This window comes from Limnobacter sp. G6BE5S (assembly GCF_058448965.1).
In genome coordinates, this window is record NZ_JBZFLM010000001.1 from 349,360 (window position 1) to 364,212 (window position 14,853).

Sequence of the window (14,853 nt, forward strand, 5' to 3'; positions counted from 1 at the left end):
CAAATACGATCGCCAAGAATGCCCGCGATCGTATCGAATCAATGCGTTTTCTCGACCCTAAACCAGCAAGGCCTTATACAGGTTGAAAAAACTCACGACGCTGATCAACACGCCCACCAGAATCAGCAAGGTGCGCGTGTTCAATCGTTTGGTTACCATCGCAGCGAAAGGTGCGGCAAACAAGCCACCAATCACCAAACCCAACACCAGTACCCAAACGCCCGTTCCTGCCAGCAACGTGAAAGAAGCTGCGCCAGCAAGCGCGAGGAAAAACTCGGCAAAGTTGACAGAACCAATCGTCGTTCGGGGATCGTTGCCCGAACCAACCAGCGATGTGGTCACCACAGGCCCCCAGCCTCCGCCACCGGCGGAATCAACGAAACCACCGAACAAGGCCAGTTTTCCCACGTGCCTGGGTTCGCCCTGATTCGATTTGATAGTTCGCCATGCCTTGCTCAGAATGTAAATACCCATGATCAACAGGTAGGCTGAAATAAAGGGTTTCATGACCGTTGCGTCGATTTGAGTAACCAGTACCGCACCCAACACCGCGCCGATCATGCCGGGTACCAGCAAGCGTAAAAACAGCTTCTTGTTGACGTTGCCCAACTTGGCATGCGAAACACCTGATACGCCCGTGGTGAAAATTTCTGCGATATGAACACTGGCGCTGGCCATGGCGGGCGTTGCCCCGGCACTTAACAAGAAGGTGGTTGAGGTAATGCCGTAGGCCATGCCCAGTGCACCGTCGATGGCCTGCGCCAGAAAGCCGACTGCAACTGCACTCCAGAACATTTTGTCTGACAAGGTTTCTTCAATCAGGGAAAGTCCGCTGGCGTAATCGTTGGTCAGCGCAAACCGGCTTATCACAAAGACAGTTAATGTTAGCAGTACCAAGGAGGTGAAGCCGACGGCCAGGCGAATGGCCATCGGTTGTGCAATGCCGGCAGGCTGTGCCGAGAGCGGGGGCACAACGGGCGTGCCTTTGGCGGGCAGGTTGCGATAAAGCTTCATGTTTTTTCCATTTGACACAGCGTGAGGTGCTGCCGGTGTCAAACAGTATCGAAGAAGCTCAAAATAAAAAAGTATTGATTAGTTCGTTGCTTATTACTGTTAGTCATGTAAAACAATTTAACGAATGTATCCACAACATGACTGCTGCACTCGTCGCCCCAAGGGGAGACATGAACTAGATAACTCCCAACTTAATTCGTCTTCCAGAACCGATACTCCGCACTGTATTTCACTTCCGCTTTTTCACCCACATTGTCGACTGAGCATTTTTTGGAAGGTGCAACACCGCCCTTGGTGTTCACACGCTGAACGTAGCTGATCGCGGTCAGCGCGCCAAGCCCGCCAGACACATCGGTCTTCACCAGTTGCAAGGGAATGTTTTTGCTGCTGTTGGGTGACACGGCCACTTGCGAGCCTGTTACAAACGATCCGTCTTTGTGGGTCCATCGCGCAGGCGGGCCAGAGTAATCGCCAATCTTTTCACCGCCTTGGTCGCTCAGGTCGGCCCGTGGACCAACCATGACCCACTTGTAAGTGGTGAGGGGGTCTTGTGCCTTGCTGCATCGGTATTCAATGGTCCCGCTGGCTTTGGTTTCCAGCACAAGGCTGTTGCCGGTGGCCACCTGGATCAGTGCTGGCAAATCTTTTTGTGATGCGCCGGTTTGCGCAAACAGCAAGCCGGGCGCAAAAGCCACGACGATACTCAACCATTTTTGGGGGATCATGTAATTCACTCCGCTTTTTCATTCATGGCTTAAAGGGACTCCACCAGTTCATGAAAGTTCTAACGAATGAGCGAATGACAAGGCAGACAAAGTTTCCTAAAACACACCACGCATCATGTTCACCGCGATACCAAACACCACCACAGCAAACACTTTTCGCAGCAATGGCGCTGGCAAAACATGGGCGGCCCTGGCGCCTGAAGGTGCCAACAACACGCTGGCTACGACCGTGAACAGCAAAGCAGGTGTGTACACAAAACCAAGGCTGCCCGTGGGCAGGCCGGGTGCGGTCCAACCATTGAAAATGAAACCAATGGTTCCACCCAGGGCAATGGGAAAACCCATGGCCGATGCAGTGCCAATTGCATTTTTAATCGAGACGTTGCACCACACCAAAAACGGTACGGTGAGTGCACCACCGCCCACCGCCACCAACGAAGACGCAGTGCCAATGAATGTGGCCACGCCCATTTGCCCATTGCGCCCCGGCAACACGCGACCCGGTTTTGGCTTGTATTCAAAAAACATTTGAAAGGAGGCCAACCCCATGAACAGGGCGAAAAATACAATCAGGAAAGTGGTGGACACATGGCGCGCCAGGAATGTGCCAAACAGGGTGCCCAACAATATACCGGGAATGAAGTTTTTAACGACATCCCAACGCACCGCGCGGTGTTGGTGATGCGAGCGCACACTTGAAACCGATGTGAACAAAATGGTCGCCATGGAAGTACCCAGCGCCAAACGAAAATTCCATTGCCCAGGCAGTGCCGCCAGCTTGAAGGCCCACACCAGTGCAGGCACCAGCACGCTGCCGCCCCCCACACCCAGCAAACCCGCCAGAAAGCCGGCAATAATTCCAATTGCAATGTAAGCCAGAACGGCCTGCACAGTAAAAATTTCAGCAAACAGTTCTGCGCCCAATTCGGCCTCGTGAGGTTAGGAAGTCTGTGAGCGCAACCAGCTCAAAGCGCCATCAAAACTTTGAAATTCGGACAATGAACGTGCTTGAACATTGGAGAATCGCTCGCGCACCATGCGAGTCAAGCTGTTACCAGGCCCAGTTTCAAAGTACACCGTGGCCCCCATTTCCTGAGCAAGGTCCAGGGTGCGTGCCCACTGCAAGGGCTCGGAAATCTGGCGTGCCAGGCAATCAATTGCGCCTGCACTCGACTCGACCGGGCTGCCATCCAGTGCACTAAGCACAGGACAATCGAACGGCGCCCAACCTGCAGATTCCAGTGTGCGGCGATAAGCCACGGTGGCATCAATTAACCAAGGCGTGTGTGAAGGCACTTGCACATTCAAGTGCACCACATGCGCACCAAGCTCGCGTTCCATGCCCTTGCAAATGGCTTTCATCACCGCAGTGGGGCCCGCCAACACGCCATGCTGTTCATCGTTCACAATGGCAACCGCCAGGCCATGTTCTTGTGCAATGGCATGTAATTTCTCAAGGCGAATTCCTTTCACCGCCATCATGCCGTGGGCGGGTGGTGCGGCCTGGTCCATACAGCGCGCACGCTTCACGGCCAAACCAACACTTTCCAATGCCTGCACACTGCCAGCCACCGCATGTGCAGTCAGTTCACCAATGCTGTAGCCCGCACTTAAATTCACACGAATGCCCTGTGCTTTTAACGCTTGCGACACGGCGGCACCCACCGCCACGATCAAAGGTTGCGCATGGGCATTGGCAAAACATTCCGCTGGATTTTGCGACACGGCCATTGCATCGAAAGGCATGGCATGAAGCAACGGTGCAAGCTGCGGCTCGATCAGGGGCTCTGCCAACAAACGCGGCAGCATGTCCAGTGTTTGGCTGCCCTGCCCGGGGCACAGGATACAAAGACTCATTGCCGGGCGGTCATGAAACGTGGCAACTCTGAATTCACCTGAACCAAGGCCTGCACAAACAGGGCCGCCGAGAGCAGGTCGGCACTGCCACCGGGGCTTAACCACTGGGCCTCGAATTGTTCGCACAGGTGTTCCGCGCGCAGGCGCCAGCCGGGTGCAAACACACCGCCTTCAGCCAGGAACTGATCCACTTTGCCTTGTGCCCACTGCAGACCTTTCAGGCCGCCCCGATGCGCCAGGTTGGTGTCGGGCAATTTGCCAATGGTGCACACCAGGGCATGCAACTGCGCCTGCTCTTGCGAAAGCCCCTCGGACAAGGCCCAACGCAGTTGCGGCACCGTGGTCCAAAAGAGCACCGGAAAACCTTCAGCTGCCTGCTCGCGGGCACCCGGCAAACCGAAAGCGTCCCTAACGCGCCGCCCGTGGGTGGGTGTGTCAGCACACAGAACCTGATCCTGTACACCTGCCAGTAGAATATTCACACCCCACTTGGCGGCCACCAAACGGCCCAAGCCAATCGGCTCGAAGCAACCGTATTCACGAAACTGCACCCCGGCAGCACCTGCCAGCAAACCCATCAGGAATATGGCGCCTTTGTGGGTGTTGACACCCGCAGTCGTCTTCAGCATGGCCTGCTCCGCAGACAAACCCAGGCGTTGAAGTGTTCGAAACTCGGCGCCTTGAACACCCGCGGCGAAGCACTCGCCAAAGTAGCCCTGCAAAGCCTGAATGCTGCGCTTGAAGGTGCTGCAATTCATGTCGGCATGGCTGCCGTTTCGGCTGGGGCAAACCAGGCCAGGCTTGTATTCCAGCGCCACTTCCTGCAAAAGGGCATCACATGCCGCAGCATCAATTCGCGCTACGAGTTCTTTCATGCCGCACTCCCAACCGGGCAGGTGAATCCCGACCGATAATCAGTCAGTGACACCAACTTGACTTCACGACTGGTTTTGCTCAACAGCTGTGCATTGTGTTCAGGCAAGGCCCGACACAATTCGCGCCACGGCACTGCATGCCCACTGGGGCTGAGCACTTCACCGTCAACGTGAAATGCGGGGTACCGGGTTTGCAAAGAATTCAAGTACATGCACAAATTTTCAGCGTGTGACCAGGTCAACGGTTTGAACAACACATCCAGATCTGAATTCTCTGTGACACAGGGCAAACCGGTGAGGTGTTGCACAGCACTTGAGCCGTACACATGGGCAGAAATACCCTGTTCATCTAAAAAGGAATTCAGGGCAAGGGCACCCGCCTGCCAGTGCAGTGGCAATTGCGGCACCACATTGCTTAGGCCAGGGCCCTGCTGGTGTTTTTGAATGTCGCCCCGGTTCACGACAAATGACAATCGCCGCTTGCCCCAAGAGGCAGGTTCAGCCAAACCCACCCGAAGGCCAGTTGACTGAATTTCTTCCTGGCGGGCCACGATCAACGGATAACCGCCCAGCACCCAACGGTGCAACAAAGACAATGCACTGACGGGCTCCATGGGAGCAGGTCCGATATAGTCGGCCTGCTTCACGGCATTCAGGTTCAACCACACAAAATCGTGGCGATTGAACAGACTCATTGCTGACCCCTCATTGCGAGCCCAGCACACGTTTTATCACAACACCCGCCGCCTGTCGGCCACCCCGTTCTACACCACGTGCAATGCGGGAGTCTTTCGCGATCTCGCTACGCGACTTGCCCTGCAAATGCGCAATCGATTCGACCAGTTTTGCTGCATAGTCACCTTGCCACACTGCATCCAGGTGCCCCATGCGGAAATAATTTTCCACACCTGGCGAAAACACAGGCGACTGCTTGGCCAGTTCTTGCAAATGATCCAAAGGAATTTTCGTGATGCGCGACATGGCTGGCAGGTTCATGACTTTGATTTCTGCATCGGCCAGGGCATAGCAGGCATCGGCCATCATGCCGGTGCTGATGTAGCCGCCGCTGACCGCCTCGCCGTACACCACGCTGACGATCACATGGCCACGCTGGCGTGCCAGTTCAACGGCCTTGGCCAGGTGCGCCATGTAACCATTCAGGCCCATCAATTCATCGCGACGGCGAAGGCGTTGGCCTTGCGTATCAAGCAAAAACACAATGGGTTCGCCAGGGCGCTGTTTGATGGTTTCAATCACCACGCGCGCCATGGTCAGGGCCATGTCTGCACCCACCTCGGCTTTCTCGGCAGTGCCAATCACCGTCACTTCCTGGTTACCGGCCGTTGCACGGCCATAAAAATGATCGGCCTCAAGGCACGCTGCTTTCCAGCCTTCACCGAACAAGGCATTCAAAACCTGGTCTCGATTCATCGCGCACCCCTTGCCACATTGCGGGCATTGGCCGTGGCGTTTACAAATTCATCTGCAGGCATCAGGGCCAATTCCTCTGCTGTGGGCAAGCCCAAACGTTGCCAAATTTCTTTGGCATCCCTGCAATCGCCAAACTGCTGCAAGCGCTGGGTCAACATGGCGTGTTCAGCCTCCAGGTTTTCCAGATCAAAATTCACTTTGTCAGAATCGAGCGCGGTCAAAGCCGCGTTGCGAAAAGCGTCGGTGTCATCGGCCACCAAGGCTTGAATGTCGCCCATCACGTAACGGTGTTTGCCACCGCTGACCCGCCACACCAAGGCACGGTCGCGTGAGTCGAATTCTTCCACGCCATACACGGTTTCAATGACCTCCGGGCCCGACATGGCCAAGCGCCCTTCTTCCGACATGATCAGCACATCGCAGCAACGTGCAATCAAACCCGTACCGCCGAAGCAACCCGCCGAACCACCAATCAGGCCAATGAATTGCACGCCCTGTGCACGCGCCGAACACACAGCCCGCATAATTTCGGACACCGCGATCAAACCGGCATTGGCCTCGTGCAGGCGCACGCCACCGCTTTCGAAAATCAGCAACACGGCACGCGGTTTTTCTTGCACGGCCTTGGCGATCAGCGCAGTAATTTTTGCACCATGCACTTCGCCAATGGCACCGCCCAAAAACTCACCTTCCTGGGCTGCCACCAACACAGGTACGTCACCCAAAGTGGCGCGTCCAATGACCACGCCATCATCGAATGCAACAGGTTGTTCAAGCAACGCCATGTGGGGACTGCTGATGCGATCAGACGGCTTCAGCATTTCCTGAAAACTGCCAGCGTCGCACACAGCCTGCACACGGTCGCGTGCGCTGGCTTCCAGAAAACTATTGGCCATGTTTGTTCTCCCATGCCTCGATGGCTTGGTCCAGGCGCAGGCTGACCACAGCCGGTGTTGCGCCCACATCGTGAATTTCAATTTTCAAACCACCTGCGTTTTTGCGTTCAACAAAATCGGTTAACACAGCTTGCCAAATTTGGCCGAAGCCGCGTGCCGAGGTTTGAATGTCCACTGAACAATGTGCGCCATCGCTGCCTTTCTCCAGCAACACTTCACAGTTGCCGCTGGCGGTAACACCCACCAGCACTGCATCACGTTGTGCCTGTTGGGCCTTGCTGGGCAAGTTGTATTTCAGTTGTTCCATGCTCATGATGAAAACCCCTTACCAGTTGCGGAAACGGCTGGGCGGGTTGTACAAACCACCTGAAGCACGCACCAAATCTTTGACGGTTTTTGCAGCCAGCAAATCACGGGTGGCATCGCGCCGGGCAATGCCCAAATCTTCTGCACGTTTGATCACACCACGTGCACGCAATTCTTCCACCTTTTTCTTGTCGCGGGCCATGCCCACTTCGGTGTAGCCGGCCACGCCACGAATAGCTTGCTCGCGTTCTTCTTCACCACGACACAGCAGCAAATTGGCAATGCCTTCTTCGGTCACAATGTGGGTTACATCGTCACCAAAAATCATCACCGGCGGGTTGTTCAAACCCATGCTGTCGGCCAGGTCCCAGGCGTCTAGCCGCTCAACAAACGCGGGGGCCATGTGTTCGCGGAAAGTTTCTACCATTTGCACCACCAGCTTGCGCCCACGTGGCATGTGTTTGGGGTTGGCCTGTGCTTCACGCCCAGCCTTTACCCAGGCTTCGCTTTCATGCCTGCGGCCACGCGCGTCGGCACCCATATTGGGTGCACCGCCAAAGCCGGCGATTCGGCCTTTGGTGGCTGTGCTGCTGTTACCAAAAGTGTCAATTTGCAAGGTTGAACCAATGAACAGGTCGCAGGCGTAATGCCCTGCCGCCTGACAAAACGCGCGGTTGCTGCGCATGCTGCCGTCGTTGCCAGTGAAGAACACATCGGGCCTTGCAGCAATGTATTTTTCCATGCCCAATTCACTGCCAAAACTGTGCACACTTTGCACAAAGCCTGCTTCAATCGCGGGGATCAATGCGGGGTGTGGGTTCAGTGCCCAGTTGGTACAAATTTTTCCCTTCAAACCCAATTGCTCACCGTAAGTAGGCAACAGCAATTCAATGGCTGCGGTGTCAAAACCAATGCCGTGATTCAAACGCTTTACGCCATACTCCGCGTAAATGCCCTTGATCACCATCATGGCCATCAACACTTGTATTTCAGAAATTTGTGCCGGGTCGCGTGTAAACAAAGGCTCGATGTAATTCGGGCGCGGTGCATGAATTACAAAATCAACCCAATCGCCAGGTACATCTACACGCGGCAGTGTGTCGCGTATTTCATTGACCTGCACAATCACAATGCCGTTTTTGAAAGCCGCGGCTTCCACAATGGCAGGTGTGTCCTCGGTATTAGGCCCTGTGTACAAATTGCCTTGGGCATCTGCAGCCTCGGCTGCAATCAAGGCCACATTGGGCGTTAAATCCACAAAGTAGCGACCAAACAATTCCAGGTAGGTGTGAATGGCATTGATCTTGATTTTCCCGGCGCTGACCAGGTTGGCCAGGCGTGCGCCTTGTGGCCCGGAAAATGAAAAATCAATTTCCTTCGCGATGCCTTTGTCGAACAACGCGGTGTGTTCGGGCAAAGCCACCACCGACTGCAACAGGTGCAAATCATGCACTTGTTGCGGGTTCACTTTGGCCAAACATTGCGCCAAAAAGTCGGCCTGCTTTTGGTTGTTGCCTTCCAGGCAAACTCGGTCGCCGGGCTCAATCACACTTTCAAGCAAGGCCACAGTTTGATCGGCCTTCACCACCTTGCCTGAACTTCCACCGGCAAGGTGGGCAGCGCGGCCCAACCGGGCCGCCTTGGATTGTTGCCCTTGGCGCCATGCAGTGTTGGTTATGCTCATTGTATTTGTCCTGCTTAGTAGTCGTACAACATGTCGGGCAGGAACATCACGATGTCGGGGAACACAGCCAGCAAAGCGATGTAACCCGCAATAATCAGGATGAACGGAATAATGCCCTGGAAAATTTCACCGAACTTGATGTCGGGCGCAATGCCGTTGATCACGAACAGGTTCAAGCCCACAGGCGGAGTAATCAAGCCCAGTTCCATGTTGATGGTCAAAATAATGCCGAACCAGATTGGATCAAAACCAGCAGCCAGAATGGGCGGCAAAATCACCGGCGTGATCATCAGGATAATGGCCACAGGTGGCAGGAAGAAACCCAACACCAGCAACAACATGTTGACCCAGAACAGCAAAGCCCACTTCGACATTTCCAGTGCCACCAGCCATTCAGCCATACTTTGGCTAATACGCAGATAGCTCATCACATAGGTGAACAGGAAGGACATGGCGATGATCATCATGACCATGCAGCTTTCTTTCGCTGTGCCTGTAAAAATGGCACGAAGGTCGGTCCACTGGTAGCACTTGTACAGTGCAATCACCAAGATAAGCGCAGCAACTGCACCCACACCGGCCACTTCCGAAGGTGTACCGAAACCGCCGTACATGGCACCCATGATCAGCGCAATCAACAGCAGAAAAGGCAGCAGACGCGGCAGCGACTCCATCTTTTCTTTCCAGGTGAAGTGCTCTTTCTGGGCCACTTTGGCAATTTCTTCGGGGCTTGCAGTTCTCATCCATTCGTGGCGGTCGCGAATGTATTTAATGACCACCCACAGCGAAAACAGCACGGCCAGCAAGAAGCCGGGAACAATACCCGCGACAAACAACTTGCCGATGGACTGCTCGGCCATGACCCCATAAATAATCAAGGTAATGCTGGGTGGAATCAAAATACCCAAAGTACCGCCCGCAGCGATCAAGCCAGATGCCAAAGCACCGCTGTAACCACGCTTGCGCATTTCAGGAATTCCCATGCCGCCAATGGCTGCGCAGGTTGCAGGACTTGAACCACACAGCGCTGCGAAAATGGTACAACCCATTACGTTGGCCACACCCAGGCTGCCTGGCATGCGGTACAACCAGCGGTAGGCCGATTCATACAAATCCACCGCCGCACGGGTTTTGCCAATGGCAGCCCCCATGAGAATAAACAGCGGAATGGTCAACAAGGTGAAGTTTTCAAGTTCACCGAAAATTGTTTCTGCAATCAAATGAATATTGGTCGCAGGCATGAAAAAATACATGATGATCACGGCCGATGAACCCAGCGCAAACGCAATGGGCATGCCCGAGAACAGCAACACCAATGTCAGGGCCGTGTAAATCAGGCCAATTTCGACGACGCCCATATTAGCCCCCTTGTCCGCTTGTGGTTGCGTGCCCGTGCTTTGGCAATTCAGGGGCCTTGCCCATCAAGCCTTCCACGATTTGCACAATGAATTGCAGTGTCAGCAACAGCATGCCAAACGCCATAAAAAAGTAGGGAATCCACAACTTGGGGCCCCAGGTCGAGCTGGTCGCCCAGCCCTGATCCCAGGCCTCATGGCAATACACTGCAGACAAGTAAGCCACCAGGCCACAAAAAAGCATCGACAAAATATCGCCCAACAACAGGCGAATTCGACTTGCTCGCTTTGACATGATTTCGTCAAGAATTTCAATGCCCACGTGCCCACGCTCGCGCTGTGTGTGCGCAGCGGCCAGGAAAGTGGCAGCAATCAACATGAAAATGCTGAGTTCGATGACCCAGTCATTTGAAATATTCAGGATGTATCGTGTTACGACTTCGTACACCAGTACGAGTGAACAAATCAAAATCAGAAGTGCGGACAAGTAGGCCATGGCTTGGTTGAAGCCGCGCACCGTGCCGCTGAACAGTCGCCACAATGGGTTGTTCATAGTTTTCTCCGAGTGGAACTTGAACACCAAACCCAAATCTTGTCGAAATAGGTTTGGTGCGCTTTGCTTTGCTTAACTGCTTTATTTAACGGCAGTGGCCATGTCCAACCACTTCTGGCCATCTTTCACTTCTTCAGCGAAATCTTTCCAGGCGGATTTCTCGGCAACAGCACGCCACTTGGCGAAAGTTGCATCGTCCATGGCGTAGGCTTTCTTGCCTGCTTTCTTCCACACTTCAGCAGCCATCTGGTCGTCTTTCTTGGACTCTTCGATAGAGAACTTTTCCAGGCTTGCACCCACTTCCATCACCGCTTTCTGTTGGGCAGGTGTCAGGCGGTCAAAGGTTGACTTGGCCATCAAGAGGGGTTCAAACATGAACCAGAAAGAATTCTGGCTGGCGTCGGTCAAGTGGTCGCCCACTTCTTCCAGACGGAAAGAAATGATGGACGTGCTGGATGTGACAGCTGCGTCCAACACGCCGGTTTGCATGGCGCTGTAAACTTCGTTGGAAGGCACGTTGGTGATTGAACCACCAGCACCTTTCAACATCAAATCCATGTGCTTGGAAGCACCGCGAATTTTCACACCCTTCACATCATCGGGGGCCAATACTTTTTTCTTGGAAGCAATACCACCGGCTTGCCAAATCCAGGTGACCACTTTCACGCCTTTGCTTTCCAGCAATTTTTCCAGCTCATTGCCGATAGGCTGGCCTTTCCAGCGGTGGCCTTGTTCGTAGCTGGTGATCATGCCGGGCATCAAGGTGATGTTCACCTGTGGAATTTTTCCGCCTTCGTAGGCCAGTGGGTACAGGGTCATGTCCACAGAACCATTCTGCAAGGCACCAAACTGCGCAAAGGTTTTAACCAGCGAGCTGCCGGGGAAAATTTCAAACTTCAGACTGCCATTGGTTTTCTCGGATACTTCACGTGCAAACTTGCGCACCAGGCGATCGCGGAAATCGCCTTTTTCTTCCGTACCGCCCGGGAACTGGTGCGATACCTTGATGGTGGTGGTTTGTGCCGACACTGTGTTGACGAAACCAAATGTGATTGCTGCTGCGGCCATACCGGCCACCAGGGGTTTGATCATGAACTTCATGAGTAAGTCTCCTCTCTGCTTCTAATAATTGGACGCTATTGAACCAGGTGAGTGATTCGCCAACGCTTTCCACATCCGAACGAAATTTCTGGGTTCGTTCAATAATTCCCGGACAACAGTGAGCCGAAGCCCGGGGCATAGGTCTTCAGACCCAATTTCTTTAACATCATGTAAGTGGTTGCAACCGAAGAAGACAATACGGGCATACCCGCACGGTCTTCGATTTGCTGAATGGAGGCCAGCGATGGCATTTGCACACAGGCCGAGGCCACAATGGCGTCTACATTGGCTGTGTTCAGTTTTTTGGTGTGCTCAACCGGGGCCAGCGGGTTCAACAAACCCACTTCCAAATTATTGGATACTTCCAGTGAAATGCTGTCGAGCACCTCGATGCCCTCATGCTCAATGTAGTCCACCACCAACTGGGTCAGTGGTTTCATGTACGGCGTCAGAATGGCCACCTTCTTGGCACCAATCGCTTTCAAACCATCCACCAGGGCACCCGCACTGGTCACCACCGGCGCAGGGCCACCGGCCTCTACCGTACGGCCATGCAAACGCGCTTCCGATTTTTTGTGATAACCCAAACCCATGCTCATGATCGCAACCAGGCAGGCATAGCCCAGCACATCCACACGGGCATCGGCCAACTCAAGTGCACAACGGTCAGAGTCGGAGTCCATCTTGGCCAACTCTTCTTTGGTCACATGTTGCATGCGCATGCGGCTTGAATGGAAGGTGAAACGCTCGGCTTCCACGGCTTCGCGTGCACGCAGAATCGCTGGGATTTCTGTTTCCATGGTGGTGTTGGAACTTGGCACAATTTGGCCAATGCGGTAAATCTTGCTCATTGAATACTCCGTGTGTGTGGGCCTAAGTTGCCAATTAGCTCGCCAACTGGCGGGCCAGGTCCACAAAGTCTTGTGCTACAAAATCGAACTCGCCCGCTTCCACTTTAGGCAGCGGCACGTGTTCACCAAATTCAAAAGGACGCATCACATAGGCAGTACGCATGCCCTGTGCCTTGGCGGCGCGCAAATCACTGGGGTGTGAAGCACACAACATCACTTGCTCAATGGGCAAGTTCAGCAAGCCCGCCACGCCATGGTAGGTTTCCGGGTCGGGCTTGTAGTGCTTGAACAGTTCGGCCGACACAATGCAGTCCCACGGCAGGTGGGCATTTTTGGCCATGGCGGTGAGCAATGAAAAATTGCCATTTGAAAGCGTTGTGATGGTGAATTGTTTTTTCAGGGCATGCAGGCCAGCCACGGTGTCGGGCCAAGGCGCAAGGCGGTGCCATACCTTGTTCAGGTTTTCGCGTTGTTCATTGCTCAATCGGGCCAAACCAAATTGCTCAACGATGGAGTCGAGAATCATGCGGTGCAGGCTATCGATGTGCATCCAGGGCAATTCACCTTTGCGCACGCGGTCCATGGCAGGCGCGTACCCTGCGCGCCAGGCATCGGCAAACGCCAAAGCATCCACCTGAATGTTCAGGTGCTGGGCGATCAATGCGACTTCGCGTGCAACACTGCCGCGCCAGTCTACAACCGTGCCAAAAACATCAAATGCAAGCGCTTTGACAGCGCTGGCTGCGTGACTCATCCATGTCTCCTCAAGGTTCCCCCGAAACTCATTGTGTTTGGGGCTGTGCTCTCTTATGATTGTATATAGAGCATCGCATTTTGCATGCGTTATTTAATTTCTTGTATACAAGACTAATTCCGCTCGTATACATTGTCAATAACGCTGATTCATTTTTTTTATTACCCCATGAAGAAAAAACTGTCAGAAGACGTACGGGACCAAATCGAAGAGTTGATCGCTTTTGGCAAGCTGCCACCAGGCGACCATCTTGATGAAACCGAGCTGGCAGAACGCTTTGGTGTGTCTAGAACTCCCATTCGTGAAGCCCTGAACCAACTGGCCACAGCTGGTTTGGTCGAACTGCGCGCGCGCCGCGGCGCCGTGGTGGCGCAGTTCAGCGCCCAGCAACTGGTGGAAATGTTCGAGGTGATGGGCGAATTCGAAGGCATGTGCGGCCGCCTTGCAGCCCGCCGACTCACCGATGAAGAACAACAAGAACTGATCGCCACCCATGAAGAATGCAAGGCCGCCATGGAAAAAGGCGGCGACCCCGACGAATACTATCAACTCAATGACAAATTCCACGGCGTGATTTATCGCGGAAGCCACAATGAGTTTTTGATGGAACAGGCCTGGGGTTTGCGCAGAAGGTTACGCCCCTATCGCCGTTTGCAATTGCGAGTTCGTGGCCGCATTCCCACTTCACTGGATGAACATGATGCAATTGTGAAAGCAATTTTGGGCGGTGACGGCGACACCGCCAACGAATTGCTGCGCAGCCATGTGATGGTGCAAGGACAGCGCTTTGCAGACTTGGTGGCGTCGCTGCCTTTGTTGAAGGCGCGCTCGGCGGCTTAAAGTTTCGGTCTTGCTAACTCAAAATTGCTGCGGGTGGTGCAATATCCGTCGCCCGCAAGCTTGCCCACTGCGTCCAGCAGATCGTTGGCGATTCGGCCTTCCCGCATGGCGGCTTCGCTCACTTCCACACCCAGTACATCCAGCAGCATCATCGAGCCGCCCATGGGGCCCTCACCAACCAGCTTCACTTCGCGCAAATTGCATTCGAAGCGCACCAGTGCCTCTTCTACACCGGGTGCTGCCACAGCCTTGCTGAGCGATTTTTTCAAGCCTGCTTTTTCGAACTCATCCACTTCAGGCGGAAAATCGCCACAACTGGTGTTCATGGCGTCCACCAACACATGGCTAACTACATTCACCACGCATTCACGCGTGGTTTGTAGATTGGTGAGGGTGTCTTTCTCGGCGCGGTTGCGCGGGTTCACCTGCACCACGCACAACACGGGCGGCTTGCAACTGGCCACGGTGAAAAATGAATACGGTGCCAAATTCGCAATGCCGTTTTCACTTAAGGTACTGACCCAGGCAATGGGGCGTGGCACCACAGCACCGGTGAGCAGCTGGTAGTTGTCGCGAGGGCTGATTTCTGAGGTGTTGAAGTACATGTGGGC

17 protein-coding genes are annotated in these 14,853 nt (G+C 54.2%); 1 reads left to right on the plus strand and 16 read right to left on the minus strand.

Features of this window, described 5'->3' with window-relative positions; translation table 11 throughout:
* Positions 1-57 precede the first annotated feature (57 nt).
* From ACVL1J_RS01710 to ACVL1J_RS01780, 15 genes are all read right to left on the minus strand, one after another.
* Complete coding sequence (locus ACVL1J_RS01710) at positions 58-1,014, minus strand: sulfite exporter TauE/SafE family protein (RefSeq protein ID WP_341236957.1); 957 nt, start codon at positions 1,012-1,014, stop codon at positions 58-60.
* A gap of 191 nt (positions 1,015-1,205) precedes the next feature.
* Positions 1,206-1,739 (minus strand): DUF3455 domain-containing protein, encoded by a 534-nt coding sequence (locus ACVL1J_RS01715; protein ID WP_341236956.1) that lies wholly within the window; start codon positions 1,737-1,739, stop codon positions 1,206-1,208.
* Between the two features lie 96 nt (positions 1,740-1,835).
* Entirely contained in the window at positions 1,836-2,663 is an 828-nt protein-coding gene (locus tag ACVL1J_RS01720; protein ID WP_236550764.1) for a sulfite exporter TauE/SafE family protein, read from the minus strand.
* A 15-nt stretch (positions 2,664-2,678) separates the two neighbouring features.
* Positions 2,679-3,596: an acyltransferase domain-containing protein gene (locus ACVL1J_RS01725; RefSeq protein ID WP_341236955.1), complete on the minus strand. Its 918-nt coding sequence runs from the start codon at positions 3,594-3,596 to the stop codon at positions 2,679-2,681.
* A complete protein-coding gene (locus ACVL1J_RS01730; RefSeq protein ID WP_341236954.1) occupies positions 3,593-4,471 on the minus strand; it encodes a triphosphoribosyl-dephospho-CoA synthase in 879 nt (292 codons plus the stop codon). Before ACVL1J_RS01730 ends, ACVL1J_RS01725 begins: the two co-directional genes overlap by 4 nt.
* Positions 4,468-5,166: a malonate decarboxylase holo-[acyl-carrier-protein] synthase gene (mdcG, locus tag ACVL1J_RS01735; RefSeq protein ID WP_341236953.1), complete on the minus strand. Its 699-nt coding sequence runs from the start codon at positions 5,164-5,166 to the stop codon at positions 4,468-4,470. Before mdcG ends, ACVL1J_RS01730 begins: the two co-directional genes overlap by 4 nt.
* Positions 5,167-5,176: 10 nt before the next feature.
* On the minus strand, positions 5,177-5,902 hold the full coding sequence (gene mdcE / locus ACVL1J_RS01740; RefSeq protein ID WP_341236952.1) for a biotin-independent malonate decarboxylase subunit gamma: 726 nt from the start codon (positions 5,900-5,902) through the stop codon (positions 5,177-5,179).
* Entirely contained in the window at positions 5,899-6,798 is a 900-nt protein-coding gene (locus ACVL1J_RS01745) for a biotin-independent malonate decarboxylase subunit beta (RefSeq protein ID WP_341236951.1), read from the minus strand. Before ACVL1J_RS01745 ends, mdcE begins: the two co-directional genes overlap by 4 nt.
* Positions 6,788-7,111 (minus strand): malonate decarboxylase acyl carrier protein, encoded by a 324-nt coding sequence (gene mdcC / locus ACVL1J_RS01750; protein ID WP_371717122.1) that lies wholly within the window; start codon positions 7,109-7,111, stop codon positions 6,788-6,790. The genes ACVL1J_RS01745 and mdcC overlap by 11 nt, the downstream gene beginning before the upstream one ends.
* Before the next feature lie 12 nt (positions 7,112-7,123).
* Positions 7,124-8,788, minus strand: coding sequence for a malonate decarboxylase subunit alpha (mdcA, locus tag ACVL1J_RS01755; protein WP_341236950.1), 1,665 nt, complete (start codon positions 8,786-8,788; stop codon positions 7,124-7,126).
* Between the two features lie 14 nt (positions 8,789-8,802).
* Positions 8,803-10,146 carry a TRAP transporter large permease gene (locus ACVL1J_RS01760; protein ID WP_159567932.1) on the minus strand — a complete coding sequence of 448 codons (1,344 nt, stop codon included), beginning with the start codon at positions 10,144-10,146 and terminating at the stop codon, positions 8,803-8,805.
* A gap of 1 nt (position 10,147) precedes the next feature.
* Positions 10,148-10,696 carry a TRAP transporter small permease gene (locus tag ACVL1J_RS01765; RefSeq protein WP_159567931.1) on the minus strand — a complete coding sequence of 183 codons (549 nt, stop codon included), beginning with the start codon at positions 10,694-10,696 and terminating at the stop codon, positions 10,148-10,150.
* An 81-nt stretch (positions 10,697-10,777) separates the two neighbouring features.
* Positions 10,778-11,797, minus strand: coding sequence for a TRAP transporter substrate-binding protein DctP (gene dctP, locus ACVL1J_RS01770; RefSeq protein ID WP_159567930.1), 1,020 nt, complete (start codon positions 11,795-11,797; stop codon positions 10,778-10,780).
* A gap of 98 nt (positions 11,798-11,895) precedes the next feature.
* A complete protein-coding gene (locus ACVL1J_RS01775; RefSeq protein ID WP_159567929.1) occupies positions 11,896-12,648 on the minus strand; it encodes a maleate cis-trans isomerase family protein in 753 nt (250 codons plus the stop codon).
* Between the two features lie 34 nt (positions 12,649-12,682).
* Entirely contained in the window at positions 12,683-13,402 is a 720-nt protein-coding gene (locus tag ACVL1J_RS01780) for a haloacid dehalogenase type II (protein WP_341236949.1), read from the minus strand.
* Between the two features lie 168 nt (positions 13,403-13,570).
* Here ACVL1J_RS01780 and ACVL1J_RS01785 point away from each other — a divergent pair, with 168 nt between their 5' ends.
* Positions 13,571-14,242, plus strand: coding sequence for a GntR family transcriptional regulator (locus ACVL1J_RS01785; RefSeq protein ID WP_341236948.1), 672 nt, complete (start codon positions 13,571-13,573; stop codon positions 14,240-14,242).
* Here the strand turns inward: ACVL1J_RS01785 and ACVL1J_RS01790 are convergent.
* Entirely contained in the window at positions 14,239-14,847 is a 609-nt protein-coding gene (locus ACVL1J_RS01790) for a flavin reductase family protein (protein ID WP_341236947.1), read from the minus strand. The genes ACVL1J_RS01785 and ACVL1J_RS01790 overlap by 4 nt on opposite strands.
* Between the last annotated feature and the right edge of the window lie 6 nt (positions 14,848-14,853).

Coding starts and splice junctions, on each gene's coding strand:
- ACVL1J_RS01715 (WP_341236956.1), bottom strand. CDS start 1,739: ATGATCCCCCAAAAATGGTTGAGTATCGTCGTGGCTTTTGCGCCCGGC.
- ACVL1J_RS01790 (WP_341236947.1), bottom strand. CDS start 14,847: ATGTACTTCAACACCTCAGAAATCAGCCCTCGCGACAACTACCAGCTG.
- ACVL1J_RS01760 (WP_159567932.1), bottom strand. CDS start 10,146: ATGGGCGTCGTCGAAATTGGCCTGATTTACACGGCCCTGACATTGGTG.
- mdcC (WP_371717122.1), bottom strand. CDS start 7,111: ATGAGCATGGAACAACTGAAATACAACTTGCCCAGCAAGGCCCAACAG.
- ACVL1J_RS01785 (WP_341236948.1), top strand. CDS start 13,571: ATGAAGAAAAAACTGTCAGAAGACGTACGGGACCAAATCGAAGAGTTG.
- ACVL1J_RS01730 (WP_341236954.1), bottom strand. CDS start 4,471: ATGAAAGAACTCGTAGCGCGAATTGATGCTGCGGCATGTGATGCCCTT.
- mdcA (WP_341236950.1), bottom strand. CDS start 8,788: ATGAGCATAACCAACACTGCATGGCGCCAAGGGCAACAATCCAAGGCG.
- ACVL1J_RS01710 (WP_341236957.1), bottom strand. CDS start 1,014: ATGAAGCTTTATCGCAACCTGCCCGCCAAAGGCACGCCCGTTGTGCCC.
- mdcE (WP_341236952.1), bottom strand. CDS start 5,902: ATGAATCGAGACCAGGTTTTGAATGCCTTGTTCGGTGAAGGCTGGAAA.
- mdcG (WP_341236953.1), bottom strand. CDS start 5,166: ATGAGTCTGTTCAATCGCCACGATTTTGTGTGGTTGAACCTGAATGCC.
- ACVL1J_RS01745 (WP_341236951.1), bottom strand. CDS start 6,798: ATGGCCAATAGTTTTCTGGAAGCCAGCGCACGCGACCGTGTGCAGGCT.
- ACVL1J_RS01775 (WP_159567929.1), bottom strand. CDS start 12,648: ATGAGCAAGATTTACCGCATTGGCCAAATTGTGCCAAGTTCCAACACC.
- ACVL1J_RS01765 (WP_159567931.1), bottom strand. CDS start 10,696: ATGAACAACCCATTGTGGCGACTGTTCAGCGGCACGGTGCGCGGCTTC.
- ACVL1J_RS01780 (WP_341236949.1), bottom strand. CDS start 13,402: ATGAGTCACGCAGCCAGCGCTGTCAAAGCGCTTGCATTTGATGTTTTT.
- ACVL1J_RS01725 (WP_341236955.1), bottom strand. CDS start 3,596: ATGAGTCTTTGTATCCTGTGCCCCGGGCAGGGCAGCCAAACACTGGAC.
- dctP (WP_159567930.1), bottom strand. CDS start 11,797: ATGAAGTTCATGATCAAACCCCTGGTGGCCGGTATGGCCGCAGCAGCA.